Origin of the sequence: Pseudarthrobacter humi (assembly GCF_024294965.1) — a bacterium.
GTDB lineage: Bacteria > Actinomycetota > Actinomycetes > Actinomycetales > Micrococcaceae > Arthrobacter > Arthrobacter humi.
Window position 1 is genome coordinate 71,730 of record NZ_JANCLV010000015.1, and the last position, 26,660, is coordinate 98,389.

General features: G+C 66.2%; 28 protein-coding genes. 11 read left to right on the forward strand and 17 right to left on the reverse strand.

The genetic code is table 11. The features are described 5' to 3' along the window. Positions 1–56 precede the first annotated feature (56 nt). Positions 57–833 carry an alpha/beta fold hydrolase gene (locus NFC73_RS17620; RefSeq protein WP_254752291.1) on the forward strand — a complete coding sequence of 259 codons (777 nt, stop codon included), beginning with the start codon at positions 57–59 and terminating at the stop codon, positions 831–833. 126 nt (positions 834–959) lie between these two features. Here NFC73_RS17620 and NFC73_RS17625 read toward each other — a convergent pair whose 3' ends face one another. Together NFC73_RS17625 and NFC73_RS17630 are read right to left on the reverse strand one after the other, a co-directional pair. After that, entirely contained in the window at positions 960–1,109 is a 150-nt protein-coding gene (locus NFC73_RS17625) for a hypothetical protein (RefSeq protein ID WP_254752293.1), read from the reverse strand. 37 nt (positions 1,110–1,146) lie between these two features. Beyond that, complete coding sequence (locus NFC73_RS17630) at positions 1,147–2,070, reverse strand: AraC family transcriptional regulator (protein WP_254752295.1); 924 nt, start codon at positions 2,068–2,070, stop codon at positions 1,147–1,149. A gap of 273 nt (positions 2,071–2,343) precedes the next feature. Between NFC73_RS17630 and NFC73_RS17635 the strand changes: the two genes are divergently transcribed. Genes NFC73_RS17635 through NFC73_RS17655 form a run of 5 tightly spaced genes read left to right on the forward strand, consistent with a single transcriptional unit; the run spans position 2,344 to position 7,423 of the window. Then, positions 2,344–3,690 carry an ABC transporter substrate-binding protein gene (locus NFC73_RS17635; RefSeq protein ID WP_254752297.1) on the forward strand — a complete coding sequence of 449 codons (1,347 nt, stop codon included), beginning with the start codon at positions 2,344–2,346 and terminating at the stop codon, positions 3,688–3,690. Between the two features lie 26 nt (positions 3,691–3,716). Further along, complete coding sequence (locus NFC73_RS17640; RefSeq protein ID WP_141141709.1) at positions 3,717–4,685, forward strand: carbohydrate ABC transporter permease; 969 nt, start codon at positions 3,717–3,719, stop codon at positions 4,683–4,685. Beyond that, a complete protein-coding gene (locus tag NFC73_RS17645; RefSeq protein WP_141141708.1) occupies positions 4,682–5,611 on the forward strand; it encodes a carbohydrate ABC transporter permease in 930 nt (309 codons plus the stop codon). The genes NFC73_RS17640 and NFC73_RS17645 overlap by 4 nt, the downstream gene beginning before the upstream one ends. A 52-nt stretch (positions 5,612–5,663) precedes the next feature. Then, complete coding sequence (locus tag NFC73_RS17650; RefSeq protein ID WP_254752299.1) at positions 5,664–6,725, forward strand: NAD(P)-dependent alcohol dehydrogenase; 1,062 nt, start codon at positions 5,664–5,666, stop codon at positions 6,723–6,725. A 2-nt stretch (positions 6,726–6,727) separates the two neighbouring features. Beyond that, positions 6,728–7,423 (forward strand): PfkB family carbohydrate kinase, encoded by a 696-nt coding sequence (locus tag NFC73_RS17655; protein ID WP_254752301.1) that lies wholly within the window; start codon positions 6,728–6,730, stop codon positions 7,421–7,423. A gap of 79 nt (positions 7,424–7,502) precedes the next feature. Here NFC73_RS17655 and NFC73_RS17660 read toward each other — a convergent pair whose 3' ends face one another. Further along, a complete protein-coding gene (locus NFC73_RS17660) occupies positions 7,503–7,880 on the reverse strand; it encodes a cupin domain-containing protein (RefSeq protein WP_254752303.1) in 378 nt (125 codons plus the stop codon). A 77-nt stretch (positions 7,881–7,957) separates the two neighbouring features. On the opposite strand from NFC73_RS17660, the gene NFC73_RS17665 reads away from it, so the two are divergent. Further along, a complete protein-coding gene (locus NFC73_RS17665; protein ID WP_254752305.1) occupies positions 7,958–9,058 on the forward strand; it encodes a D-TA family PLP-dependent enzyme in 1,101 nt (366 codons plus the stop codon). 88 nt (positions 9,059–9,146) lie between these two features. Here the strand turns inward: NFC73_RS17665 and bcp are convergent, their stop codons facing one another. From bcp to NFC73_RS17715, 10 genes are all read right to left on the reverse strand, one after another. Beyond that, positions 9,147–9,614, reverse strand: a complete 468-nt coding sequence (gene bcp / locus NFC73_RS17670; protein ID WP_254752307.1) for a thioredoxin-dependent thiol peroxidase — start codon at positions 9,612–9,614, stop codon at positions 9,147–9,149. 82 nt (positions 9,615–9,696) lie between these two features. Continuing rightward, entirely contained in the window at positions 9,697–10,407 is a 711-nt protein-coding gene (locus NFC73_RS17675; RefSeq protein ID WP_254752309.1) for a winged helix-turn-helix domain-containing protein, read from the reverse strand. A 12-nt stretch (positions 10,408–10,419) separates the two neighbouring features. Continuing rightward, the gene (gene allB / locus NFC73_RS17680) at positions 10,420–11,781 is read right to left on the reverse strand and encodes an allantoinase AllB (protein WP_254752311.1); all 1,362 of its coding nucleotides are present in this window, start codon (positions 11,779–11,781) and stop codon (positions 10,420–10,422) included. Then, positions 11,774–12,961, reverse strand: a complete 1,188-nt coding sequence (locus NFC73_RS17685; protein ID WP_254752313.1) for a glycerate kinase — start codon at positions 12,959–12,961, stop codon at positions 11,774–11,776. The genes allB and NFC73_RS17685 overlap by 8 nt, the downstream gene beginning before the upstream one ends. Before the next feature lie 26 nt (positions 12,962–12,987). Then, a complete protein-coding gene (gene gcl, locus NFC73_RS17690) occupies positions 12,988–14,766 on the reverse strand; it encodes a glyoxylate carboligase (protein WP_254752315.1) in 1,779 nt (592 codons plus the stop codon). A gap of 162 nt (positions 14,767–14,928) precedes the next feature. Beyond that, a complete protein-coding gene (locus NFC73_RS17695) occupies positions 14,929–15,807 on the reverse strand; it encodes a 2-hydroxy-3-oxopropionate reductase (RefSeq protein WP_254752317.1) in 879 nt (292 codons plus the stop codon). 122 nt (positions 15,808–15,929) lie between these two features. Next, positions 15,930–16,730, reverse strand: a complete 801-nt coding sequence (locus NFC73_RS17700; RefSeq protein ID WP_254752319.1) for a hydroxypyruvate isomerase family protein — start codon at positions 16,728–16,730, stop codon at positions 15,930–15,932. A 226-nt stretch (positions 16,731–16,956) separates the two neighbouring features. Then, positions 16,957–17,133: a CsbD family protein gene (locus NFC73_RS17705; protein WP_104063490.1), complete on the reverse strand. Its 177-nt coding sequence runs from the start codon at positions 17,131–17,133 to the stop codon at positions 16,957–16,959. Between the two features lie 167 nt (positions 17,134–17,300). Next, a complete protein-coding gene (locus NFC73_RS17710; RefSeq protein ID WP_254752321.1) occupies positions 17,301–18,245 on the reverse strand; it encodes a hypothetical protein in 945 nt (314 codons plus the stop codon). 152 nt (positions 18,246–18,397) lie between these two features. Then, a complete protein-coding gene (locus NFC73_RS17715; RefSeq protein WP_254752323.1) occupies positions 18,398–19,039 on the reverse strand; it encodes an NADPH-dependent F420 reductase in 642 nt (213 codons plus the stop codon). A gap of 338 nt (positions 19,040–19,377) precedes the next feature. Between NFC73_RS17715 and NFC73_RS17720 the strand changes: the two genes are divergently transcribed. Both NFC73_RS17720 and NFC73_RS17725 read left to right on the forward strand, forming a co-directional pair. Further along, entirely contained in the window at positions 19,378–19,977 is a 600-nt protein-coding gene (locus NFC73_RS17720) for a hypothetical protein (protein ID WP_254752325.1), read from the forward strand. Positions 19,978–20,176: 199 nt separating this feature from the next. Continuing rightward, on the forward strand, positions 20,177–21,109 hold the full coding sequence (locus tag NFC73_RS17725; RefSeq protein ID WP_254752327.1) for a threonine/serine dehydratase: 933 nt from the start codon (positions 20,177–20,179) through the stop codon (positions 21,107–21,109). A 4-nt stretch (positions 21,110–21,113) separates the two neighbouring features. On the opposite strand, the gene NFC73_RS17730 is transcribed toward NFC73_RS17725, so the two are convergent. Beyond that, on the reverse strand, positions 21,114–21,923 hold the full coding sequence (locus NFC73_RS17730; RefSeq protein ID WP_254752330.1) for a carbonic anhydrase: 810 nt from the start codon (positions 21,921–21,923) through the stop codon (positions 21,114–21,116). 130 nt (positions 21,924–22,053) lie between these two features. Next, a complete protein-coding gene (locus NFC73_RS17735) occupies positions 22,054–22,959 on the reverse strand; it encodes a helix-turn-helix transcriptional regulator (RefSeq protein WP_254752332.1) in 906 nt (301 codons plus the stop codon). A 182-nt stretch (positions 22,960–23,141) separates the two neighbouring features. On the opposite strand from NFC73_RS17735, the gene NFC73_RS17740 reads away from it, so the two are divergent. Together NFC73_RS17740 and NFC73_RS17745 are read left to right on the forward strand one after the other, a co-directional pair. Next, the gene (locus NFC73_RS17740; RefSeq protein ID WP_254752366.1) at positions 23,142–23,987 is read left to right on the forward strand and encodes an aldo/keto reductase; all 846 of its coding nucleotides are present in this window, start codon (positions 23,142–23,144) and stop codon (positions 23,985–23,987) included. Between the two features lie 99 nt (positions 23,988–24,086). Then, positions 24,087–24,296 carry a hypothetical protein gene (locus NFC73_RS17745; protein WP_254752334.1) on the forward strand — a complete coding sequence of 70 codons (210 nt, stop codon included), beginning with the start codon at positions 24,087–24,089 and terminating at the stop codon, positions 24,294–24,296. A 118-nt stretch (positions 24,297–24,414) separates the two neighbouring features. Here NFC73_RS17745 and NFC73_RS17750 read toward each other — a convergent pair whose 3' ends face one another. After that, the gene (locus tag NFC73_RS17750) at positions 24,415–25,146 is read right to left on the reverse strand and encodes an amino acid ABC transporter ATP-binding protein (RefSeq protein WP_254752336.1); all 732 of its coding nucleotides are present in this window, start codon (positions 25,144–25,146) and stop codon (positions 24,415–24,417) included. Then, positions 25,146–26,651, reverse strand: a complete 1,506-nt coding sequence (locus NFC73_RS17755) for an ABC transporter substrate-binding protein/permease (protein ID WP_254752338.1) — start codon at positions 26,649–26,651, stop codon at positions 25,146–25,148. The genes NFC73_RS17750 and NFC73_RS17755 overlap by 1 nt, the downstream gene beginning before the upstream one ends. Positions 26,652–26,660 lie beyond the last annotated feature (9 nt).

Consider the following 26,660-nt stretch of genomic DNA (forward strand, 5'->3'; position numbering starts at 1 on the left):
GCCCGCCGTGCCCTGCACCACAGCGCCCTGGCTGCGCGTAAAGATAGAGTGTCACGGTGAAGATTGCCCTGGCTCCCGACGGCGCCGAACTGGCGTGGGTCGAAGAAGGGCAGGGCGAGCCCCTCCTTCTGGTCGCCGGCCAGGCAACGGCCATGGACGGCTGGGGACCAACAGCCAAGGCCCTCGCTGAGCATTTCCGCGTTATCCGCTTCGACCACCGGGGGATCGGCGGGAGCAGCAATGGCGACGCCGGCCGCTACACCACGAGGCTCCTTGCCGCCGACGCTGTTGCAGTCCTCAAAGCGGCGAACGTCGAGTCGGCACACGTGTACGGCCACTCCATGGGCGGGCGGGTGGCCCAATGGCTCGCGATCGACCATCCGCAGAGTGTTTGCACGCTGATCCTTGCCGCGACCAGCGGGGGCAAACTGGCCGGAGCCGAGCCCACCAAGGACGCCATGGAAGCCCTGGTCAGCGGCGACATGGTGCGCCTCGAGCCCCTCTTCTTCGCACCGGAATGGGCTGCGGACCGCCCGGAGGCAACACACACCTTCTTCAATTCGCGGGCCACGGCCTGGGCCAAAGCACGCCACTTCCGCGCCAGCCGGGACCACGACGCATGGAGCCAGCTCGGCTCCATCGAATCTCCCACCCTCATCCTCCACGGCACCGATGACGCTCTGACGCCCATGCCAAACGCCCTCCAGCTGCACCGGCACATCCGCCGCTCCACGCTGGTCAAGGTCCCGGGCGCCGGCCACGGCCTCCACCTGGACCGCCCGGAAACGATCCAGTGGATCCGGCAGTTCATCGCCGCCAAAGCACCCCTCTGAAACAGAGAGCGGACGACGGCGGGAGGTCGCGCCGTCGTCCGCTCCTCGGCGGTGCGCGGATTCAGGAGCTAAAGATTTCTTTGGCTACCGCGATGGAGCAAGCTGGGCGGAGGAGTCTGCGTTGGGCTAGCTTTTGAGCAGCCCGGTGCGCTGTAGCCAGGATTTGATGTCCGGTCCGGCATCCTGGACCCCCTCGCCCTGCACTGCCAGTCCCTCGCCGATCCGGCGGGTCTGCCCGGCCGGAGCTCTCTGCGCCTGCGCAGGGCTGGGGTTCACTCTAGCTCGCCGATGGCTTTGGACTCGTCGGAAGTGCTCAGCCCTGCACCCGTTGGCGGTAGCTCCGGGGTGTCTCGCCGGCGTCGTTGAGGAAATGCCGGTTGAAGTTGGACAGGTTCGAAAACCCGACTTCGTAGCAAATGTCCGAGATGGGTTTGTCGCTGCGCTCCAGCAGCCGCCGTGCATGGGCCAACCGGAGTTTGCGGACCAGATCGCTGAAGTTCTGGCCGGTGGCGCGCTTGAAGTATTTCGAGAAGGTTGGTTCGGACATTCCCACCAGGGCCGCCGCCTCGGACATCTTGACGCTGCCGGCGTGATTGCCGAACACATACTCCAGGACGATGTCCACCACGGCCGCGGCCTGTCCGTCCAGCTGCGGCCTGAACCATTCGTCAGCCAGGTAGCGCCGGTCCTGCAGCGGTGAATTCGCAAGAATGGCGAACAGTTCCACCAGGTGATGCAGCCGTCCTAACCCGGTGGACGTGCCCATCGCTTCGATGGAGGCGGCCGCATCCCGTGCCGTGCGTCCGAGGAACTCGATCCCGCGGGCGGACTGTTCCAGCAGGGGCTCGATCTCGGCCAGCTCGGGAACCAACGCCGCGGTCTGCTCCACCCACTTTCCATCGAACTGGATCAGGGCGTCCCTGCCTTCAATGACCTCGCCGGGCTCGAGGTCGCTGACCCAGTCGTGGGGCAGTCCTGATCCCACCAAGGACATGTGCCCTGCCTCGAATGTGCCGATATGGTCCCCGACGATGAACTTGCCAGTGCCCTTCCTGATCAGGTGGATCTCGTACTCGGGATGGTAGTTCCAGCGGGCCGCCGCGGTGGGATAGTCATGCTCATGCCACCGGACAGAGTGGTTCGGATCCGGCGGTACGACCTCGCGGCTGGCACGCATACCCAGTAGTCTTTCGGCGAGCCTGGCCGATGCCCCGTCGCTGGGATCTGCAGCGCTCATAGTGGTTCTCCAGGGATCCGGGTTCATGAAATGTGGACAGCGCCGTAGGCGCCTTTCCACAGTAGCTCCTGCGCACGGAAAGCCGGTAGGGAAAATTAGTATCAGAAACTGGCATCCAGGGCGCTAGTTGTGCCCTACCCCACACGCCTAAAGTTGAGGAATACCAGCCCGGCACATCGAAATCCCGATGACCGGACCGCCCCAGCCGAGTACGTCGATACCGCAGTCGACGCGAGCTGGTTGTGTACCCCCTGAAGAACAAAGGAGTCCTCAATGCGCCCAAAAATGCGCGCTGCCGCGATTGCCGCCGGCGCCCTGTGCGTGGCCCTTAGTGCCTCGGCCTGTGCCGGTGCCGGCGGAGGCAATTCTGCCGGAGACCCGAACAGCATCAACGTCCTGATGGTGAACAACCCCCAGATGGAGGACCTGCAGCGGCTCACCGCCGATAATTTCACCAAGGAAACCGGCATCAAGGTCAACTACACGATCCTGCCGGAGAACGACGTCCGCGCCAAGATCAGCCAGGAGTTCTCCAGCCAGGCCGGCCAGTACGATGTAGCCTCGCTGTCCAACTACGAGATCCCGTTCTACTCCGCCAATGGCTGGCTCGCACCGCTGGACAACGTAGCCGACGACGCCGGCTTTGACCAGGACGACATCCTGCCTGCCTACACGGCGTCCCTCACCGGGGCGGACGGCAAGCTCTACGGCGAACCGTTCTACGGCGAGTCCTCCTTCCTGATGTACCGGAAGGACATCCTGGAGTCCAAGGGCCTGACCATGCCGGAGAAACCCACCTGGGACGAGGTTGCGGCAATTGCGGCGCAGGCCGACGGCGCAGCCCCGGGTATGAAGGGGATCTGCCTGCGCGGCCAGCCGGGCTGGGGCCAGGTCTTCGCACCGCTGACCACCGTGGTGAACACGTACGGCGGCACCTGGTTCGACAAGGATTGGAATGCACAGGTCAACAGTCCGGAGTTCACGGCAGCGGTGGAGTTCTACACCAAGCTGGTCCGCGAACACGGTGAGGCAGGAGCCGCGCAGGCGGGCTTCACCGAGTGCCTGAACAACATGAGCCAGAGCAAAGTGGCCATGTGGTACGACGCCACGTCGGCCGCAGGCGCCCTGGAAGCCGATACGTCACCCGTGAAGGGGAAGATCGGCTACGCCCAGGCCCCGGTCAAGGAAACCAAATCCTCCGGCTGGCTCTGGACCTGGTCATGGGCTGTGCAGGCGGCCTCAAAGAAGCAGGACGCGGCGGGGAAGTTCATCGCCTGGGCCAGCTCGAAGGACTACGAAGCACTCGTGGCGTCCAAGCTCGGCTGGGCAAAGGTTCCCTCCGGCAAGCGCATCTCCACCTACGAGAACAAAGAATTCCAAAAGGCGGCGCCGTTCTTCGAGGCCGAACGCTTCGCCATTGAGAACGCCGACCCGAAGAACCCTGGCACGCAGGAACGTCCCGCCGTCGGCATTCAGTTCTTCGGTATCCCGGAGTTCGCTGCCTTGGGCACCAACGTCTCCCAGGGCATCAGCTCCGCCATCGCGGGCCAGGGCACTGTGGCCGACGCACTGGCCAAGGGCCAGGAAGCCGCCCAAAAAGTCGGCAATAAGTACAAGTAGCAATGACCGAACAGCAGGAGAACCTCATGACTACCGCAACGGCGCGCATCTCCCGCCCGGGACACCACGCAGCCAAACCTCAAAGAGACACCCGGTCGCGGGAACGCGCCCTGGCCTGGGCCCGGCGTGCACCGCTGCTTCCGGCCCTGATCTTCCTCATTCTTGTCACCCAGCTTCCGTTCGTGGTGACGCTGATCATCTCGTTCCTGAACTGGAACAGCCTGAGCCCTGACAAGACGGCCTTCGCCGGCGTGGAAAACTACGTCACGGTCCTCACCGATCCGGACCTGCGCCAGGCCATCTTCACCACCATCCTCCTCACCGTCTCGGTGGTCCTGGCCAGCCTGGTCGTCGGGCTGGGCCTGGCCCTGCTGCTGGACAAGAAGTTCATCGGCCGCGGACTGGCACGGACGCTGCTGATCGCACCGTTCCTGGTGGTGCCCGTCGCCGCGGCCCTCATCTGGAAGCACGCCTTGCTCAACCCCACCTACGGGCTGATCAACGGCATCCTGACCTGGCTCTGGTCCCTCTTCGGCAGCACCACAGCGCCCCAGCTGGACCTGCTGTCCCAGGCCCCGATGATGGCCGTCATCGTGTCCCTGGTCTGGCAGTGGACGCCCTTTATGATGCTCATCCTGCTCGCGGGCCTGCAGTCACGTCCCATGGACACTGTGGAGGCGGCCCAGATGGACGGCGCCACACCGTGGGCGATCTTCCGCCACCTCACCCTGCCGCACCTGCGCCAATATCTGGAGCTGGGCGGTCTGCTCGGCGCGATCTACATCGTGCAGAACTTCGACGCCGTCTTCACCCTCACCGCAGGCGGGCTGGGCACCGCCAACCTGCCGTACGCCATCTACCAGACGTTCTACTTCGCCAACGAATACGGCCTGGCGTCCGCCGCCGGCGTCGTAGTGGTCATCGGCACCATCATCGTGGCCACTTTTGCCCTCCGCACCGTCTTTTCGCTCTTCAAGAAGGAGGCAGCACGATGAGCACACTTACTCCTGCCGCACCCCGTGAGTCGGGCCAGGCCCGTTTCACATCACTCGCCGCACGCGCCACCGGACCACTCCGGCGAGGCAAGTCGCGCATGGACCCCACCCGCAACAACACCGCCGCGGGCCTGGCGGCCTGGCTGCTCGCCCTGCTCTTCGCCGCCCCTGTGATGTGGATGATCCTCACGTCCTTCCACTCAGAAACGGACGCCGCCACGAACCCGCCGTCCATAGCTGCGAACCTCACCCTGGACGCGTACCGGGAGTTCTTCGGAGAAACGTCCGGCGTCAGCCCTTGGCCGGCGCTGATCAACTCCGCCACAGCCTCCATCCTGTCCACAGTCCTCGTGCTGGTCCTGGCCATCCCTGCGGCCTATGCCCTGTCCATCCGGCCGGTGAAGAAGTGGACAGACGTGATGTTCTTCTTCCTCTCCACGAAAATGATGCCGGTGGTGGCTGCGATCCTGCCGCTCTACCTCTTCGCCAGGACGGTCGGGGCCCTGGATAACATCTGGTTCCTGATCCTGATGTACACGTCCATGAACCTCCCGATCGCGGTCTGGATGATGCGGTCATTCCTCGCTGAAGTTCCGGTCGAAATGCTCGAAGCCGCCCAGATCGACGGCGCCGGGCTGCTCCTCACGCTTCGCAAGGTGGTGGCACCCGTCGCAATGCCCGGCATCGCCGCGACCGCCCTGATCTGCTTCATCTTCAGCTGGAACGAACTGCTCCTGGCCCGGGTCCTCACCGGCGTGGTGGCGGGAACGGCGCCCGTCTTCCTGACCGGCTTCGTTTCAGGCCAGGGCCTCTTCCTGGCGAAGGTCTGCGCGGCCGCCGTCGTGATCTCCCTCCCGGTGCTGTTCGCCGGGTTCGCCGCCCAGGACAAGCTCGTCCAGGGCCTGTCCCTCGGCGCCGTGAAATAACGGGTTCAGGCACCCGGCCCTCCACTTCCGAATTCCCGAAAGGACCGCTCCGATGACAACACCCACCGCCCAGTCCACCACCCTGGCCCCCGCTGAACTGCCGGCAACGATGCGCGCCTCCGTCCTGAAGCGTCAGGGTGACATGGTGATGGAAACCCTGCCCCTTCCGCAGCTCGACGCCGACCAGGTCCTGGTGCAGGTGGCCGCCGTCGGCGTCTGCGGCAGCGACGTCCACTACTACGAGCACGGCCGGATCGGCGACTACGTGGTGGACCACCCGTTGATCCTGGGCCACGAACTCTCCGGCCGGATCGCCGCCGTCGGAAGCGCCGTTGACCCGGCCCGCATCGGCAACCGCGTCGCCGTCGAACCCCAGCGCCCCTGCCGCACCTGCAAGCAGTGCAAGGCCGGACGCTACAACCTGTGCCCGGACATCGAGTTCTACGCCACCCCGCCGATCGACGGCGCCTTCGCCGAGTACGTCACCATCCAGTCCGACTTCGCCTACGACATCCCGGACAGCGTCAGCGACGAAGCGGCAGCACTCATCGAACCGCTCTCTGTCGGGCTGTGGGCCTGCGAGCGAGCGGAAATCAAGCCCGGCAGCCGGGTCCTGATCGCCGGCGCCGGCCCGATCGGCATCATCGCCGCCCAAGCCGCCCGCGCCTTCGGGGCCACCGAAATCTACATCACGGACATTGCCGAGGACCGGCTCGCCTTCGCTTTGGAACACGGCGCAACGCACGCGCTCAACGCCAGGACCGACAGTGTTGAAGGGCTCGACGTCGATGCGTTCATTGACGCTTCCGGCGCACCTCAGGCGGTCCGTTCAGGGATAAAAGCCGTGGGACCTGCCGGGAGGGTCATCCTCGTCGGTTTGGGGGCGGACGACGTCGAGCTTCCGGTCTCGTACATCCAGAACCGGGAAATCTGGCTCTCCGGCGTGTTCCGCTACACCAACACCTGGCCGCTGGCGATCCAGCTGATCGCCGACGGAAAGGTGGACCTGGACATCCTCGTGACCGGAAAGTTCACGCTTGCCGAGTCCGAGGAAGCCCTGAAAGCCGGCAAGCAGGCCGGACAGCTCAAAGCCGTCGTGTACCCGGGCCGTTGACCATGATCACCGTCATCGGCGAGTCGCTCGTGGACATCATCAGCGACCCCCGCAGGCCTGGCGGAATCCAGGCCCATCCGGGAGGCAGTCCCCTCAACGTGGCTGTGGGCGTGGCGTGGCTGGGTCTGGCGACCAACCTTGTGACGCACTACGCCGATGATCCGCATGGGCACATGGTCGAGGAGCACATGAGCGCGAACGGCGTCACCGCGATTAGGGGCGGCAGCGCACGGACGTCGACGGCGATCGCCACGCTGGGTCCCGACGGCGGCGCCACCTACGCGTTCGACATCAGTTGGGACATCAACGGGGCGGCCCTTCCTGCACTTGAAGCGGTGCAGGACTCCAAACACGTCCACACGGGATCGATCGCGGCCGTGCTGGGGCCGGGTGACCAAGCCACGTATGGACTGTTGGAGGCCGCCCGTGAGCGGGCGACGATCAGTTTCGACCCCACCCTGGCAGACACCGTGGGCGCCGGCGACTCCTTCATGGCCGCGCTCATCTCCGGCCTGAACCAGCTCGCGGCGCTCGGAGCCGGCGGCCGGCAACGGCTCCAAAGCCTGTCCCACGATGAACTGCATACGCTCGCCGCCTACGCCAACGGAGCCGCGGCGATCACCTGCTCCCGGCCGGGGGCAAACCCGCCCCACTCGGCCGAACTCGGCCTGCTGTCTGTTCCGTCGCGGACTCAGTGAGGGCATTAACGAGAGCGGACGACGGCGGGAGGTCCCGCCGTCGTGCGTCCGCCGGGCAGAGCCTCGTGCGTCCGCTCAGCTAGGGCCCCAAATGTCCGTTCGCGCCGGGTTCCGGGGAGGGTCGAACAACAACGAGCATGCTGCAGCCGGCGCCGCTGACGTAAGGTCCGTGACGCATGCCGGGTGGGCGGCACGCGTACATGCCGGCGCTAAACGTCTTCCCGAGCGTCACATCGGTGAGTTCGCCCGAGAGAAGCATGACCTCTTCCCAGTAGTCGTGGACGATCACCCCGCCGGCGATGGTGTCGGCACCGGGCTCATAGCGTTGGAGCAGGGTCGAATCTCCGCTCAGAGGATCCGCAGCGAGGATCTGCTCCCAGATTCCGTGTTCGGCGTCGCCGTTTGTCTTCTGCCAGCCAGCGAGCGGTTCGTCGAACTCCAGCTCTGGTTTGCGCATTGAATCTCCTTCAGTCCCCACCGAGGGTCGGTGTTGTATACATAGAGTATGCGAGGGGTTCCGCCTAAAGTGTAAGGATGACCATCCCAGCGGAAATCGACACACCTGAGATCATCATCGACCGGGACGTGCTCCAGCGAAATATCGACCGCATGGCAACGGCCGTAGAGGCCAAGGGCCTGCACCTCCGGCCACATGTCAAGACGCACAAAGTGCCCGAAATCGCCGAAATGCAGCTGGCAGCCGGAGCCGTCGGACTGACTGTGGCCACCCTCGGAGAGGCCGAAGTCTTTGCAGAGCATGGGGCCAAGGACATCTTCATCGCGTATCCGCTCTGGGTCGGCCCCCGGCAGGCTGAACGGCTCCGGCGCCTTGCAGCAAAAGCCAGGATCGCAGTAGGCCTGGACTCGCGGGAAGCAGCCGAAACCATGGCCGCGTCGCTGGGCGATGCCGTCGGGGAGATTGAAGTAGTGCTGGAGATCGACAGCGGCCATCACCGCAGCGGGATCGCACCCGACGTCGCTGTCGACGTCGCCCACGCCGCGGCGCGCGCAGGGCTGCGGGTAACGGGCATTTTCACGTTTCCAGGCCACAGCTATGCCCCGGGCATGCCGTTGAAGGCCATGGACGAGGAACGGCTGGCCCTCGGCGAAGCAGCCGGCATGCTCACTGCGGCAGGTTTCCCGATCACCCACCGCAGCGGCGGGTCCACACCCACTGCCACCCTCACTGCCGGAAACTCCGGAGCCACGGAAGTCCGGCCCGGCGTGTACGTCTTCGGAGATGCCCAACAGCTGGAACTGGGACGCTGTGCAGCCGAAGACATCGCACTGACCATCGCGGCAACAGTCGTCAGCCGCCATGAAGGCACCGACCTCATCCCGCGGAGGGTCATCCTGGACTCCGGCAGCAAGATCCTCGGCGGGGACCGGCCCGGCTGGGCCACCGGCTTCGGGCGGCTCCTTGACTTCCCGGACGCCCGAATCACCGCGCTGTCAGAGCACCACGCCACCGTTGTATGGCCTGAGGAAGCAATGCTGCCGGCTCTCGGAGATCGTCTGCGTGTGGTCCCCAATCACGTCTGCATCGCCATGAACCTCGTCGACGACGTCACCGTGGTCAGCGGCGGCAGCATCGTGGACCGCTGGCACGTGGCCGCGCGCGGACGAAACAAATAGTCCCCAAGATGGAGCAACGACGGCGGGAGGTCCCGCCGTCGTGCGGACGCCCGGCTAGGGCCGCAACTGTCCGTTCGCGCAGGTTTCCCTAGACGCCGAGCTCAGCCTTGAGCGCCGCGACGTGGCCCTGGGCCTTGACCTGGTACTGGGTGAGCGTGACCTTGCCTTCGGCGTCGAGCACCACGGTGGAACGGACCAGGCCGTCAACCACTTCGCCGTTCACGAGCTTTTCGCCCCAGGCGCCGTAGGCCAGCGCCACGGCGTGGTCCTCGTCGGAGAGCAGCGGGAACGTCAGGGCGAAGTCGCCGGTGAAGGCCGCCAGCTTCTCAGGCGCGTCCGGGGAGATGCCCAGGACCTCGTAGCCGGAGGACTGCAGGCTGGCGAGGTTGTCGCGGAAGTCGCAGGCCTCGGTGGTGCAGCCGGGGGTGGCGGCCTCCGGGTAGAAGTACACAATGACGTTGTGTCCGCGGTAATCGGAGAGGGAGACCTTCTGGCCATCGGCGTTGAGCAGGGCAAAATCGGGGGCCTGGGTTCCGGCGAGGAGTTTCTGGGTCATGTAAGGATCCTTGACTTGTGGGGCAACGACTTGTGGGGCAACCGCCGTGGCCGGCGATCAATCTATGGGTGCAACGGGCTGCCTAGATGCAGTATTCCGCAGGACCGCGGACAGTGCTGCCCGGTCCGGGGACAAACTGGTAGCCGCCCCCGCGAACCGTGGCGATGGCGTGGCGGGCCGAGCCCAGCTTGCGCCGGACACGGCCAACATACACGTCGATGGAGCGGAATGCCGCGCCGGGGCAGTCCAGGGATTCCAGGACGCGTTGCAGTTCTTCACGTTGAATCGTCCGCGACTGGTTTTCCACAAGGTACCTCAGGAGGCTGAATTCCATGTGGGTGAAGCTGACCGGGACACCGTCCAGGAGGACCGTGTCCGCGGCCAGATCCACTGCCACGATGCTCCGCCGCCCGGCCAGGGAGACCGGCGGGGCGACTGGCGGGGCGACGACGGCGGCGGTGCCGTTTCCGGCGTCGGACGCCGTTTCCGGAACTCCAGCGCCGCCGGCGGAAACGTCGGGACCGCCTGAACCCTCGACGCCGGACGTCCTGGTTCCGGCCGCGGTCCACAGGTGGAATCCGGCATCCGGAGCGAGCTGGCGGGCACGCGCCAGGACAGCTTGGGCGGCCTGGGCCCAGACCGCCGGGTCGATGTCCTGGCCTTCACAGGGCTGGAGCCACACTGCCAGGCCGCGCGGCTGAAGCCCTGGCTGGAGGCCGGGACGGGCGCCCGGTCCGGAGCCAACACGGGAGCCGGCGCGCCCCGGGTATGGGGCATGGACATTGACGGCCATCGCGCTGCGCCCTCAGACGCCGCCGCGGCGGATCAGCTTGCCGCTGGGCGTGCGGCCGTCGATCTCGTTGCCGCGAAGGAACGTTTTGCGGACGACGCCGGAGAGCGCCTTGCCGTCGTAGGGCGTGATGGGGTTCTTGTGCTTGAGCTTCGTGACGTCGACCACGTAGGCGTCGTCGGGCGCGAAGATGGAGAAGTCCGCGTCGTAGCCGAGGGCAAGCTGGCCCTTGTTGTGCAGGCGGGCCAAAGCGGCGGGCTTTTCGGCCATCCAGGACACCACCTGTTCCAGGGTAATGCCGCGGTGCCGGGCCTCGGTCCAGATCAGGGACAGCCCCAGCTGCAGCGAGGAGACGCCGCCCCAGGCCACGGCGAAGTCGCCGTTTTCCAGGTCCTTCAGGTCCAGGGTGGAGGGGGAGTGGTCCGAGACGATGCAGTCGATGGTGCCGTCCTGCAGGCCCTTCCAGAGCAGCTCGCGGTTGGAGGCCTCACGGATCGGCGGGCAACACTTGTAGGCGGTGGCGCCGTCCGGGATTTCCTCGGCCATCAGGGTGAGGTAGTGCGGGCACGTCTCCACGGTGAGGTGGACGCCGTCGCGCTTTGCACTCGCGATCATGGGCAGCGCATCGGAGGACGAGAGGTGCAGGATGTGGGCGCGGGCGCCGGTCCAGCGGGCGCGCTCGATGACCTCGGCGATGGCCTTGTTCTCGGCGCCGCGCGGGCGGGAGGCCAGGAACGTTTCGTAGTGGTCGCCGCCCGGGTGCGGGGCGCGGTCGATCGCGTGGGAGTCCTCGGCGTGGACGATCATGAGGGAGTCGAAGGACTTGAGCTCGGCCATGTCCTCCTCCATCTCGTCCGCTTCGAGGTGCGGGAACTCGTCCACGCCGGAGTGCAGCAGGAAGCACTTGAAGCCGAACACGCCCTCGTCATGGAGGCCGCGGAGGTCCTTCTTGTTGCCCGGCACGGCGCCGCCCCAGAACCCGACGTCCACAAACGCCTGGTCCTCGGCCACTTCGCGCTTGAGCTTGAGGTTCTCCACCGTAGTGGTGGGCGGGATGGAGTTCAGCGGCATGTCGATGATGGTAGTGACACCGCCGGCGGCGGCCGCTCGGGTGGCGGACGCGAAGCCCTCCCACTCGGTACGGCCGGGTTCGTTGACGTGGACGTGTGTGTCCACGAGGCCGGGGATGAGGGTTTCGTCGTCGGCCAGGTCGATGACCTGAGTGCCGGTGAGGCCGTTGCCGAACGGTTCGATGGCGACGATCACGCCGCCGCGGATGCCCACTTCGCGGGCGGTGATGCCTGCAGTGGTGAGGATGCGCTGGCCGCGGATGACCAGGTCAAACGAGCCGGCCGCCGGGGTGGTTTCTTCAGACATGGATGATCTCCTTGGTGTCGGTACGCGCTGTGATCGCAGGCAGGTGCACGCCGATGTGCTTACCCAATTCTTCAAGCAGCGGGCCTGCTTCGGCCATACATTTCTCTACATTGGACTCAAAATCGGTCAGGGCATGAACCGCACTGAACCCGGCTTCCGCGAGCTGTTCCTGGCTCAGCGTACTGCGGCCGCAGACGGCAATCACAGGGATTCCGGCACGTGCCGCGGCGCGCGCCACCCCCATGGGCGTTTTGCCGAGCAGGCTCTGCTCGTCCAGGCTCCCTTCGCCGGTGATCACCAGGTCCGCGCCGGCAAGCCGCTGCTCCAGTTCAGTGAATCCGAGGACGACGTCGATGCCCGGCCTGCGTGCCGCGGCCAGCGCCGCGATGGCAATGTAGCCGACGCCGCCGGCCGCTCCCGCACCGGGTGCGACAGCGGCCCTCTCGGCGCGGGTGCCGATCTCGCCGGCGAGGACCGAGACGAAGTTCGCCAGGGCGGCGTCGAGGGCGACGACGTCACTCGGGGTCGCGCCTTTCTGCGGTCCGAAGATCGCGGCGGCGCCGCTGGATCCCAGCAGGGGATTGTCGACGTCGGACGCCAGGGTGAAGCGGGCGTCCTCCAGCCGGACGTCCAGGCCGGAGAAATCGATCCGGTCCAGGCGGGCCAGGGCGGCCCCGCCGCCGGGGAGCTCGTTGCCCTCTTTGTCGAGGAAGACCGCGCCGAGGCCCTGCAGGACGCCGGCGCCGCCGTCGGTGTTGGCGCTGCCGCCAACGCCCAGGATGATCTGCCGGCAGCCCAGGTCCAGGGCGGCACGGATGAGTTCGCCGGTGCCCAGGCTGGTGGCGGTGGTGGCCGTTCCGGAGTCCGGGCCGCCGCCGTGGATGACGGAGGGCAGCAGCGCGAGCCCGGATGCGGCGGCCATTTCGATCACGGCCTCCCGGCCGCGGACCGCGAAGTCGGCGCGGACCGGCTGGCCCGTGGGGCCGGTGACCGTGGCGGTCCGGCGGGTGAAGCCGGAGCCGACGGCGGCGTCGAGGGTGCCCTCGCCGCCGTCGGCCACCGGGATGAGTGTGGTCTCGAGGTCCGCCACAGCTGACTGCAGTCCCGCGCTCAGGCGGGCGGCGACGTCGGGGGCGGACAGCGAGCCCTTGAACTTGTCCGGGGCGATGACCACACGCATTCCGGTACCTCCTCTCAGTTTCTTACTTAGTCCAGCAGGGCGATGATCGAAGTCGGGGCGTCCGCGCCGCGGGCCGCCAGCTCCTCGAACTCGTTCACGGCGTTGATTTCCACGCCCATGGAGATGTTGGTGATCTTCTCCAGGATCACTTCAACCACCACGGGAACCTTGAACTCGCCCATCAGTGCCTTGGCTTTGTCGAAGGCCGCCGGCAGATCGGAGGGGTTTTCCACGCGGATGGCCTTGCAGCCCAGGCCCTCGGCCACCTTGACGTGGTCCACGCCGTAGCCGTTGGTCTCGGGGCTGTTGATGTTCTCGAACGCCAGGGACACGTTCTGTTCCATCTCGAAGCCGCGCTGCGACTGGCGGATCAGGCCCAGGTAGGAGTTGTTCACCACCACGTGGATGTACGGCAGGTTGAACTGCGCGCCCACGGCCAGCTCCTCGATCATGAACTGGAAGTCGTAGTCACCGGACAGGGCAACCACGGTCTCGTCCGGCTTGCCGCGGACCACGCCCAGGGCGGCCGGGGCGGTCCAGCCCAGAGGGCCCGCCTGGCCGGCGTTGATCCACTGGCGCGGGCCGAACACGTGCAGCAGCTGCGCGCCGGCGATCTGCGACAGGCCGATGGTGGACACGTACGTGGTGTCCTTGCCGAACGCCTTGTTCATTTCCTCGTACACACGCTGCGGCTTGATCGGCACGTTCTCGAAGTGCGTCTTGCGCTGCAGGGAGCCCTTGCGTGCGGTGCACTCGGCAACCCAGCCGGCGTAGTCCGGCAGGGACTTCGCTGCCTGGCGCTCGCGTGCCAGCTCAATCAGCCCGTCCAGCGCCGCACCGGCGTCGGACGCGATGCCCAGGTCCGGTGAGAACACGCGGCCGATCTGGGTGGGCTCGATGTCGATGTGCACGAACTTGCGGCCGGCCGTGTAGGTGTCCAGACCGCCGGTGTGGCGGTTGGCCCAGCGGTTGCCGATGCCGATCACGAAGTCGGAGGCCAGCATGGTCTCGTTGCCGTAGCGGTGGCTGGTCTGCAGCCCCACCATGCCGGCCATCAGCACGTGGTCGTCCGGGATGGTGCCCCAGCCCATCAGGGTGGGGATGACCGGAACGTTCAGCAGTTCGGCCAGTTCCACCAGCTGCGCGGAGGCGCCGGCGTTGATGATGCCGCCACCGGCCACGATCAGCGGGCGCTCGGCTGCGGTCAGCATGTCCAGGGCCTTTTCCAGCTGCTTGCGGCTGGCCGTGGGCTTCTGGACCACGATGGGCTCGTAGGCGTCGATGTCGAATTCGATCTCGGCCATCTGCACGTCGAACGGCAGGTCCAGCAGGACCGGGCCCGGACGGCCGGAACGCATCAGCTGGAAGGCCTTCTGGAAGGCGCCCGGAACCTGGCCGGGCTCCATGATGGTCATGGCCATCTTGGTGACCGGGGCGGCAATGGTCTGGATGTCCACGGCCTGGAAGTCTTCCTTGTGCAGCTTGGCCACGGGGGCCTGGCCGGTGATGCAGAGCATGGGGATGGAATCCGCCCAGGCCGCGTACAGGCCGGTGATCATGTCCGTGCCGGCAGGGCCCGAGGTGCCGATACAGATGCCGATGTTGCCATCCTTGGCCCGGGAATAGCCGTCCGCCATGTGGCTGGCGCCTTCAACGTGGCGGGCCAGCGTGTGCCGGACCCCGCCGTTCTTCCGCATTGCCGAGTAGAACGGGTTGATTGCCGCCCCTGGCAGGCCGAACGCCTCAATGGCGCCTTCCTTAACCAGGATCGCGACGGCAGCGTCAACGGTGCGCATCTTAGTCATTGTGTACTCCTTGAAACGTCTGTGGTTGTTGAGCCTGTCGAAACAGGGTGTGCTGAGGGGAGGCCCGGCGAACCGTCGCGGGGCACTTTGGGGGAGTCGGCGTCGTAAATTACGACGGCGGCCGGCGTGTCCGTGTCGAAGTGCCCCATTACGGGGCTGCTTCTACTTGCGGCCGCTGAGCTGCAGGACCTGCTTGAAGAGTCCTGAGTGGTCGAGGCCGCCGTCGCCCTGGTTGACGGTGGCGGCGACGAGCTGTGCGACGACGGCGCCGAGCGGGAAGGCGACGTTGGCTTCGCGGGCTGCCGAGGTGATGATGCCGAGGTCCTTGTGGTGGAGGGCCAGGCGGAAGCCGGGGTCGAAGTTGCGGTCGAGCATCTTCTGGCCCTTCTGGTCGAGGACCTTGGAGCCGGCAAGGCCGCCGCCGAGGACCTTGAGGGCGGCGTCGGTGTCCACGCCGTAGGCCTCAAGGAAGGCGATTGCTTCGCCCAGGACCTGGATGTTGACGGCTACGATCAGCTGGTTGGCTGCCTTGACGGTCTGGCCGGAGCCGGAGGGGCCCACGTGGACGATGGTCTTGCCAACGGCGTTCAGGACATCCTGTGCTGCCTCGAAGTCGGCTGCCTCACCGCCCACCATGATGGAGAGAGCGGCGTTGATGGCGCCCTGTTCGCCGCCGGAGACCGGGGCGTCGAGGGGGCGGATGCCGGCTTCCTTGGCATCGTCGGCGAGGCGCTTGGCAACGTCCGGGCGGATGCTGGACGCGTCGATCCAGAGGGTGCCCTTCTTCGCGTTGGCGAAGACGCCGTCCTTGCCGCTGACTACGCCTTCGACGTCGGGGGAGTCCGGCACCATGGTGATGACGACGTCGGCGTCCTTGACGGCGTCCGCGATGCTCGTGGCACCCTGGCCGCCTTCGGAGACGAGCTTGTCGATCTTGTCCTGGCTGCGGTTGAAGCCGGTGACGGTGTGGCCGGCCTTGACGAGGTTGATGGCCATGGGGAGGCCCATGATTCCGAGTCCGATGACTGCAACGTTGCTCATTGTGGTTCCTTTACTGAAAGTCTGTGTGGTGAATGCGGAAGCCGGACCCAACTAGGTCGCAGTAGATGTCGTTTTGAGGGCTCTAAACAGCATCTGCTGCTACTCAGTTGGGCTGGTGGGGATTAGCGGCTGGCGCGCTGGCGGATGGCCCAGCTGAAGGCCGTTTCCTGCGGTTCCTTGTATTCGAGGCCGATGTAGCCGTCGTAGCCGAGTTCGCGGCTGCGGGCGATCCATTCGCCGAGGGGAAGCTCGCCGGTTCCGGGAGCCCCGCGGCCGGGGTTGTCGGCAATCTGGATGTGGCCGAAGTCCTTGGCGTGGTGTTCGATGACGGCTGCGACGTCGTCCCCGTTGACTGCCAGGTGGTAGAAGTCCGCGAGGAGCTTGATGTTCCCCGCGCCGGATTCCGCCTTGACGCGGGCGATGACCTTGAGAGCGTCTTCGGCCGTGAGGAGCGGGTACTTGGGAGCGCCGCTGACGGGTTCGAGGAGGACTGTGCCGCCGATGCCTGCGACGCCGGCAGCTGCCGCGGCGAGGTTCTCGGCGCCGATGGCGTCCTGCTTCTCGGCCGACTCGCCGTCGACGCGGTTGCCGTAGAGGGCGTTGAAGGCCTTGCAGCCGAGGTGCTCGCCAATGCCGGCGACGACGTCGATGTTGTCCAGGAATTCGGTGGAACGCGCGGGCCAGGAGACCAGGCCGCGGTCGCCGCCGGGCATGTTGCCGGCGTTGAAGTTCAGGCCCGTGAGCTGTACGCCGGCATCCTTGATGGCGTTCTCAAACCCGGTGACCTGGGCGTCCGTGGGGACGGAGGTGTCGAAGGGCCACCAGAACTCGACGGCGTCAAAGCCGGCAGCCTTTGCGGCTGCGGGGCGCTCGAGCAGGGGAAGCTCCGTCAAGAGGATGGAGCAGTTCACTGTGTACGTCATCGTAGGTCCTTCCGAGGAGGGCTTTGATCTATCTTCCGCTTGCCTGGCTCTTCTCGAGTTTCCGCTTTGTGGAATTTAGATTCTGCTTTATGAAAAGTTTAGGGAAGGTGGAGGCGCGAGTCAAGGGGGTGTGTGGGTTGGGAGGGGGTGGGGACAGCAAACTCTTCCCGACCGGGCATAAAGAACGGGCGGCTCCTGGCGGAGCCGCCCGTTCGTTTGTTCGTATTCAGTGCCGCTTGAAGGCGTGCCTGATCTTTTCGCCGGCTTGCTTGAGGTCGGCCCGGACTGCGCGGGCCTTGCCTTCCGCCCTCATGCGGTCGCTTCCGCTGACCTCACCGGCGGCCTTCTTACCCTTGCCGTGAAGCCTCTCCGCGGCGTTGTGGATCCTGTCACCCAAACCCATTGCGGTCCTCCTTGTGGTGCGGCTGGTTCGGCTGATTGCCGCCTATGCCGCCACTTAAATTGTAGAAAGGAATGACCCCCATGGACCGGTCGGCAGCCCAAAAGAATCGCGGGAATGCGGGGGATCGAGGTAGTTCTGGTATCGGTCCCGCGGCTGGGTCCTGGCCTTCAGCGACGCCGACGCCGGCGGACGAACTCCTGGGCGGCTGAGCCTGCCAGGCCGATGGTCAGTGCCAGGAGGACGGTCGGGCCGGCCCCGCCGTCGGGTCCGAGCGTGGCTGCCAGGATCTGCCGGATCATCAGTGCCATCTCCTGCGGGTCCCGCTCCGGCAGCCGTGTGCCCAGGACGTAGTTGACGGAGATGAACAACGCCGGAACCACCCACAGAGCGGCCAGGTTCACCAGCCACACGAATGCGCGGCGGGCGGGACGGAGGCCGCACCACGCCAGCGCCACGCCGACGAGTATCGCGGGCAGCCAGCGCAGCAGTGTCAATACCGCCGGCGACACATTGCCTGCTCCGGCCAGGTTCCCCGCCCACTCGCCGACCCACGAGCCAATCGGCACGGCGACAAGTCCGATAGCCAGGGCCGCCAGGGCCCTGGATTTCGCCGAGCCGAGAAGGAGTGCCACGATGCTCGCAGCGATGGCTGCGATGACCCCTGCGAGCAGGCCGGCGAAATAGACCCCCGACGCCGTTCCGCCGGCCAAGCCGCCAGCGAGCACTGAAAACGCCTGAACCGTCGCCGTGGCCTGCACCGCGAGAACGCCCCCGGCCGTGCACCAGACAACCAGCCGCCGTCGGGCGGGTGACCAGAGCCGCACCGCCAGGCCGGCGGCCGCCCCTCCTGCGGTCATCAGCGCAACGAGCGTGGTGAGTTCGTACTGGCTCAACGGCAGGAGCGACAGGGGCATCTGCTGCGGCAGCACTTCCGCGCCCCAAAGGTTCTGCGGGGGAAGCTGCGCGCCGGTGACCAGCCACGGGGCCAGCCCAAGCAAACCCGCCAGAAGCCCGACCAACAAGGCGAGGGCTACGTCCTTGCCGATGGCGTGGGGTGGCATTTCGGCGCCAGGGGCAGGCCGCGCGGCCTGGTTGTGGTTGAGGTGGCTCACGGAAATCCTTCGGTGTCAGGGATCAGGTTTGGGCCGCGTCGGGGCCAGCAGAACGTGGATCACCGTGAATAATACACCGAATGGATTAATTATCGCAGGCCGGTGCCGGCCGGCACGGTTCGCCAACCGCCCGCCACCGCGTTCGCCAACCGTCAGACGGTCCGCGGCGCCTTGGCCAGGGTCTCGCTGAGTTCAGCAGCGTTCTGCCGCACCACATTCGCCGGACGGCCCGGCTCCGCGCGCCAGCTCTCGGAGAGCGGGCCGAGATCCACGGTGTCGAAGCCGAACCCGTCATACAGCTTCGTCACAAGCTCGCTGGCCTCGGCGTAGTCGCTCGCGGTGGCCAGGGCACGGCGGTTCGGGGTGCCGGGAGGCGTGCCGTCCGTGGTGATCTCGCTGTACCGGATGTGGTTGAAGCCCTTCGCCACCTTGGACGTGGGCAGGTGTTGCTGCACCAGCGCGGAGGACGTGGTTTCGCCGGCGTCGAGGGCCGGAACATGGCCGTCGCGCTTCCAGTAGTAGTTGCCGGTGTCGATCACGATCTTCCCCGCGAGCGGCTCCACGGGGATGCTGCCGAGGCTCCTGAAGGGAATGGTCACGACGGCGAAATCGCCCGCCGCTGCCGCTTCGGCCGGCGTCGCGGCCCGGGCGCGGGGTCCCAGTTCCGCCACGAGCGCGGCCAGCGTTTCGGGGCCGCGGGAATTGCTGATCACCACGTCGTAGCCGAGTTCCACCGCTTTGCGGGCAACCTGGCTGCCAAGGTGTCCTGCGCCGATGATTCCGATGGTTGTCATATCCGGGGCAACACCGGCGCCCGCAGGGATATTTCGTTCGAGGACGTAACCGGAATGCGTCTCTTGTAGTGAACTCTGGTGCCACCGGCGCCCCGGGAGTAGCGTTTTCCCCATCAGAAAACTCCGCTGATCTGGGCTCCGGACACATTCTTGGTGTGGAGGTGCCCCTTGTGAAAAGTGGCGGAGCGGCATCACAGCCGAATCTCAAACTCATTGTCTTGTGCGTGATGCTTCTGAATTCCCTGGCCGTGGTTGCCTGCTCTCCGTCGATCGCCACCCAAGCAACGAACAGATGATCTCTGGCTCGCTGCTGCGGGCTACTAATCGAGGGGGATGAAATGAAGCACAAGGTACTCGCCACCATGGGAGCGGTGATCTCCGCGATCGGAATCTCGGTCGCATCGGCTGCCCCTGCGTTGGCGGCGCGGCCGTTCGAGCACGACCACTTTACGGAGTCCAGCAGCGCCATTGCCCAGGAAGAATTCCCCGGATTCTGCGCCGGGATCGTAGACTTCCCGGTGCGACACGACAGGCATGCCGAGGGGATGTTCCTCTTCGTTCATCACGGCGACGGCCTCGCATACGGAGGGGGTCCGATCCGCTCAACCGATGTGTGGACAAACACCCTGAACCAGCAGACGTACACGCTCACGGAGTCAGGCCAGGCGCGGGACCACAAAATCACCGACAACGGCGATGGCACCCTGACCGTCGAGATCGCTGTCTCCGGGGTCCAGAAGGTCTATGGCCCGGACGGTACGCGTCTGTTCATGGACACGGGTACCTTCAGGTTCGAGATCCTCATGGATCACGGCGGCACGCCTGCTGACCCCTCCGACGACGAGTTCATCAGGGACCTCGGCGAGACGGCCAGTCACGGGCAAGCGGACACGGCAGGACGCGACTTCTGCGAAGACCTCGTCATCTTCATCGGTTAACAAATTCAAGCGGCCCTGGGAAAACGCCCGGCAGCAGGGCCGGGTAATCCGGCATGCCGCGAACCCGGCGCGCGCAAGCGGCCCATTTCCCTCTTTGGGACGCTTTTGCGCCGAGACACTGGGACGGAACGACGGCGGCACCACGCGGGCGATAGCCTGAACGTTGTACCCAGCCCCACCCCGGAACGAGGATTTCCCCATGATCACACGCACCGACGTCGACGAAGCCGCTGCCCGGATTGCGGGGAGGATCCGCGTCACGCCCGTGCTGGCGGCTGACCGAGGCCAATTCCCCGGCGAGGTGTGGCTCAAATGCGAGTTCATGCAGCACACCGGCACCTTCAAGGCGCGGGGTGCGTTCAACCGGGTCCTGGCCTGCCGGGAGCGCGGCGAACTCAAGGACGACGTCGGCATTGTGGTGGCCTCCGGCGGCAACGCCGGGCTCGCCAACGCCTACGCGGCCACGGAAGTGGGGGTCCCGGCCACGGTGTTCGTGCCCGAAACCGCCCCGGCCGTGAAGGTCAAGAAGCTCTGGGATATCGGCGCCAACGTGGTCCAGCGCGGGACCGAATACTCCCAGGCCTACGACGCCGCGATGGCCTACGCCGCCGAAACGGGCGCGGTCTACTGCCACGCCTACGACCAGCCTGAGATCGCAGCCGGCGCCGGTACCATCGGAACCGAGCTGCTGGAGCAGCTGGGCGACGTGGACACCGTGGTGGTGGCCGTGGGTGGCGGCGGGCTCATGGCGGGCGTCGCAGCCGCCGTGGAAGGCCGGGCCAAAGTGGTGGGCGTTGAGTCCCACTCAACGCCCACCCTGCACGCCGCGCTCGCGGCCGGGATCCCCGTGGACGTGGCCGTCTCCGGGGTCGCCGCGGACTCCCTGGGGGCCCGGCAGATCGGCCGGATCGGCTTCGACGTGGCCGTCCGGACCGGCGTCCGCGCCGTGCTGGTCTCCGACGACGACATCGTGGCCGCCCGCTCCCTGCTGTGGGAGCAGTACCGCATCATCGTGGAGCACGGCGCGGCCACTGCTTTCGCCGCCCTGCTCTCCGGCGCCTACATCCCGGTGGACGGCGAACGCGTGGCCGTGATCCTCTGCGGCGCCAACACGGACCCCGCCACGGTCTGAGGTTCTACTGGTCCGCCGCGACGACGTCCCTCCCGTTGAGCGGCTGGACCGGCCGGCTGTTGCCCGCGTGCGCCGCGCGCAGTGCGGCGAGCTGTCCGGCTCCCAGCTCGACGGGGGTCTCGAGAAGAAGCCAGCGTACGCCTTCCGAGCAGGGCGGAGTGGTCAGGCTGCCGTCATACGCAAAATGGTCCAGCGACGCCGGGAACAGTCCCGGGAAGTCCACGACGCCGGCCGCCACCTTCTGCCCATCGGCGGCGGCTGGCACGCCGTCCGTGTACGGTGCCCACGCCGCATTGTCAGCCCCCACCGTGGCGAGGATCCCGACGACGGCCAGCCCGCCGTCGTCGGCCTGGTGGACGAAGTGGAACTCGGCATCGTAGCGGACTCCACCCAGCGTGTGCTCGGACGGGGCATGGAAGTGCATCTGCTTGAACGCGTACTCCTTGCCGCCAACCGTGATGCCCTGGGCCGTCAGTGCACGCAGCTCGGTGGTATGGCCGTTATCGGTGATCTCGCCTTCCGAGGCGGAATAGTCGACGGCGAGCGGCGCAGGGGAAAGGTCCGACCCACCCCCGACGTCGATGGGGGACTGGGCGGTGCCGGACGAGCAGGAGCCGAAATCGGAACTCAGGGCGCCCCAGTGTTCGGGACCCTCGGCGCCGTCGTAGGACCAGGCGTGGGGCGCTGCGGAGGCGGCCGGCGAGGGTGCCGCGGCCCCGGCAGCGGACCTGCTGCAGCCGGTGATTAGTGCCAGCAGCCCCAGGCCGGATCCAACTAGCAAAGACTTCCTGGTCATTAGTGTGGCGCTGCGCATTTCCATCCTTCGGGTCGTGTAGATCCGCACCGGAGGGCCCGGGCGGACCTACGACGATTACCACGGGGGCCGGTGGCAGGTCTTGTCACAGAGGCTACGCGCAGGATGTGACCCGCTGTCCTTCAGGAAGTCAGGGCGCCTTGCCGGCGCCGGACGCGTCCGTGTCTTCTGTGGCCCGAGGGGCTGCCGCGGCGGCCAGCACTTCGGCGCCGAAGCTGCCGAGCAGGGTCAGGGAATCGGCCGACGGCGAGCCCGGCTTCGCTGAATACACCCGCAGCACCTGGTCTGGATCGTCGGGAATCGTCAGGTCTTCGAAGTTCAGTTCCAGGTCCCCGACGACGGGATGGTGCAGCCGGACACTGCCTGCGGACCCTGTGGCCAGCCGGTGTCCGGCCCACCATTGGCGGAAGCGTTCGCTGTGCACTGCGAGTTCGCCGACGAGTTGATTGGCCTGGGGGTCGTTGGGGTGCCGGCCGATGTCCGCGCGCAGGGTCCCGACGGCTTCGGCCGCCACGGTCTCCCAGTCCCGGAAGAGATCGTGGGAACGCGGATCGAGGAAGATCCAGCGGGTGAGGTTCCGCTCCGCCGCCGGCATGGCCGGGAATTCCGCAAGCAGAAGGAACGCCAGGCGGTTGCCGGCCAGAACATCTGTGCGGCGGCCCAGGATCAGGGCGGGAACGTTGCCCACGGCGTCCAGGAGTTGGCGGAGAGCCGGCCGAACAACCTGTTCCGGAATGGGTGAATGCTGGGACTTCGCGCAGTTCTCCAGAAGGTCGAACATGTGCGCCTGCTCGCCAGGATCCAGGCGCAGGGCCCTCGCCACTGAATCCATCACCGCCCGGGACGGGTGGATGTTCCGGCCTTGTTCGAGCCGGGTGTAGTAGTCGGTGCTCACATCCGCAAGGCGCGCGATTTCCTCGCGTCGCAGCCCGGGGACACGCCTGCCGCCTGTGGTCGCGGCTATCCCGGCCTGCTCCGGCGTCAGCCGTGACCGCATTGCCTTCAGGAACTTTCCAAACTCCGCGCTCTGACCCATGTGTTCCATTGTCCAAGCCGGCGTCCCCGCTTTCCAGTGACCAAGGTAGGACTGCCAGTCCTAGGAAAAGGAGGGAATGGCATATCTGCTGACACGGACTGCCGGGGTGCCTAGCGTTGAGTGCATAACCTGCCCGTGTAGGGCTGTTCGAGCAAACAACACAACCACCGGAAGAACTGATGATGTCCCAGCCACAGGAAATTACCATCCCCACCGTGACCCTCAACAACGGCGTCCAGATCCCGCAACTCGGCTTCGGCGTATTCCAGGTCCCGCCGGAAGAAACGCAGCGCATCGTCGAGGATGCCCTCGAAGCCGGCTACCGTCACATCGACACCGCCGCGGCGTACCGGAACGAGGCCGGCGTCGGGGCAGCCATTGCCGCTTCGGGCATACCCCGCGGGGAACTCTTCATCACCACCAAGCTGCGCAACGGTGAACAAGGAATGGCCCACCACGCCTTCCAGGACAGCCTCCAAGCCCTGGGCCTGGATTACCTGGACCTCTACCTGATCCATTGGCCCGTGCCCGCACAGGGACTTTTCACGGAGGCCTGGAAGGACATGGAAAAGCTGTACGCCAACAACCAGATCCGCGCCATCGGAGTTTCGAACTTCCTGGCTGACCACCTGGACACACTCCTGGCGGTGGCGGACGTTGACCCGGCCGTCAACCAGATCGAAATCCACCCCGCCTTCCAGCAACAGGAACTGGCGGCCAAGAGCCGCTCCCTGGGCATTGCGGTGGAGGCGTACAGCCCGTTGGGGCAGGGCGCCGATCTGGCAGCGGCCACCGTGAAGTCCGTGGCCGCGAAGTGCGGTGCCACACCTGCCCAGGTTGTGCTCGCGTGGCATCTCAGCCAGGGCACCATCGTCATCCCGAAGTCGGTCCAGGCCGCACGCATGCGGGAGAACCTGGGCGCTGCCGCCGTGTCGCTGACGGCCGCGGAGGTAGCCGAAATCACGGAACTGGAGTCGGGCGCCCGCACCGGCGGAGATCCCGCCGTCGCCGCGCACAGCCAGATGTAGCCAATCCGCACCGGGAAAGTGCAAACCCGAAAGCCTGCGCACCACCGAACAACCGCGCGCACAAGTTCCGTGCCCGCCACCAATGACAAGAAGAGAACCATGGATAATTCGATGATGATGGCTTGGGTAGTCGTCCACCTTATAAACAACGACAGCCGCAGCGCCTTGCCGGATGCACCCGTTGTGGCGCCACGACAGGCCGGGCGCACACGCAGGAGGCTGGCCGGCTTCCAGCGGCGGCTGGCCAGTTTCCTGCACGAAGCCGCGTGGGCAATTGAACCTGCACCGCGGACGGTTACCGAGCCCTGACCGTGAGGCACGCCTCGCACTGGCGCACACTTCGACGACAAACCCGAAGGGCGGTGGCACCGGAAGTCGGTGCCACCGCCCTTATCTTTTGGGGAGTGTTCAGTGGACGGTCTGGGCGTTACAGAACCTTCTCCAGGAACGACCGGATGCGCGGGTTGGTGTTGCTTTCGGAGAAGAACTCTTCCGGCGGCAGGTCGGCGGCGATCTTGCCGCCGTCGATGAACACCACGCGGTCGGCCACCTTGCGGGCAAAGCCCATTTCGTGGGTGACCACCACCATGGTCATACCGTCGGCGGCGAGGCCGGCCATGACGTCCAGGACGTCATGGACCACTTCGGGGTCCAGGGCGCTGGTGGGCTCGTCGAAGAGCATCACCTTGGGGTTCATGGCCACGGCGCGGGCGATGGCGATGCGCTGTTTCTGGCCACCCGAGAGCCGGTTCGGGTAGACGTGGGCCCGATGGGTCATGTTGACCTTTTCGAGCAGTTCCATGGCGCGTGCTTCCGCGTCCTTCTTGCTGACCTTCAGCACATCCATCTGCGGCAGCATGACGTTTTTCAGGGCCGTCATGTTGGGGAACAGGTTGAACTGCTGGAACACCATGCCCATGCGGGAGCGCAGGCGGTCCAGGTCCACCTTTGGCGCCAGGAGGTCCTCGCCGTCGAACACCACGTGGCCGGACGTGGGTGTCTCGAGGAGGTTCAGGCAGCGCAGGAAGGTGGACTTGCCGCCGCCGCTGGGGCCGATGACGGCGACAACTTCGCCGGGCTCGATGGTGAAGTCGATGCCCTTAAGGACGTGGTGGTCACCGTAGGACTTGGTGATCTCTTTCGTTTCCAGGAGTGCCATTAGATGTAAACCGCCATCTTCTTCTCGATTGCGTTTGCGGCCAGGCCGATGATGTTGGTGAGGACGTAGTACACCAGGCCGATGAAGACGTACACGGTCAGTGCATCGAAGGTGCGGGAAATGATGGTCTGGCCCACCAGGAACAGTTCGCTGATGGTCACGAAGGACACCAGGGCGGAGTTCTTGGTCAGGGACACAAACTCGTTGCCGAGCGGCGGGAGCATGCGCAGGAAGGCCTGCGGGATGATCACGTGGCGCAGCGCGGAGGCGGAGCTCATGCCGCAGGACCGGGCGGCTTCCATCTGGCCCTTGTCCACGGACTGGATGGCGCCACGGACGATTTCCGTGACGTACGAGCCGCTGTACAGGCCCAGGGCAAGGATGCCGGCCACCATCGGCGAGAGCTGGATGCCCAGCTGCGGCAGGCCGAAGTAGATGAAGAACAGCTGCACGATGAACGGCGTACCGCGGACCACGGACACGTACACCTTGCCGATCCAGCGGATGGGCCGGATATGCGAGAGCTTGGCGAAGCCGCCCAGCATGCCGAACAGCAGGCTCAGGGCAAGTGACAGGGCGATGATCTGCAGCGTGGTCCCCAGGCCCTGCATCAGCGGGCCCCAGGAATTGGTGATCGAGGCGACGTTGAAGATGCTGCGTTCCTTGGCGGGACCGGTGGCGGTGCTGGTTTCGTCGCCGAACCACTTGGTGGATGCCTTGGTGAAGTCGCCCGAATCCTGCATGCCCTTCAGCGCCGTGTTGAACGCCTCGCGGATGTCCGAGTCGGTCTTCTGGAACGCGAAACCGTAGTTCTCGTTCGTCAGGCGGTCGCCCACCTGCTTCAGGCCGCCCTGCTCGTGGATGAAGTACCGGCCGCCGGGCTGCCCGGTGACCACGGCGTCCGCCTGGCCGAGCTTGACCGAGGAGAACATCTGGTCGTTGGTCTGGACCTGCACCAGCTCGGCCTGGGGCTGGTTCTGGCGCAGCCACTCAACGGACTTGGTGCCCACCTGCACGGCGACCTTCTTGCCGGCGAGGTCGGCCAGCGACTTGACGGTGTCGTTGGACGTGGAGACGAACATGCCCAGGCCGCCGGGGTAGTAGATCTCGGAGAAGTCCACCACCTTGGCGCGCTCGGGGCTGATGTAGATGGCGGAAGCGCCGACGTCGATCTGGTTCGCCTGCAGTGCCGGGACGATGTTGCCGAACGGCATCTGCACGAACTCGACGTTCTTGATGCCCGCCTTGGCGGCGAGATCCCGCACAACATCGATGTCGAAACCGATCTTGGTGCCGTTGGCATCGGTGAATTCGAACGGCGGGAAGGAGGCGTCCGTGCCCACTTTGAGGGTGGTCTTGCCGGAGCGGAGGTCCGCCATCTTGCCGGCCGACGGGGTTGCGGGCGTGGTCTCGGCCTGGGCTGCCGGTGCGGCCAGCCCCACCAGCGCGGCCAGGAGGGCGGCCGTCGTGGCAGCCCACCCGAATCGCGAGAATCGGTTCTTCATGTGTGCTCG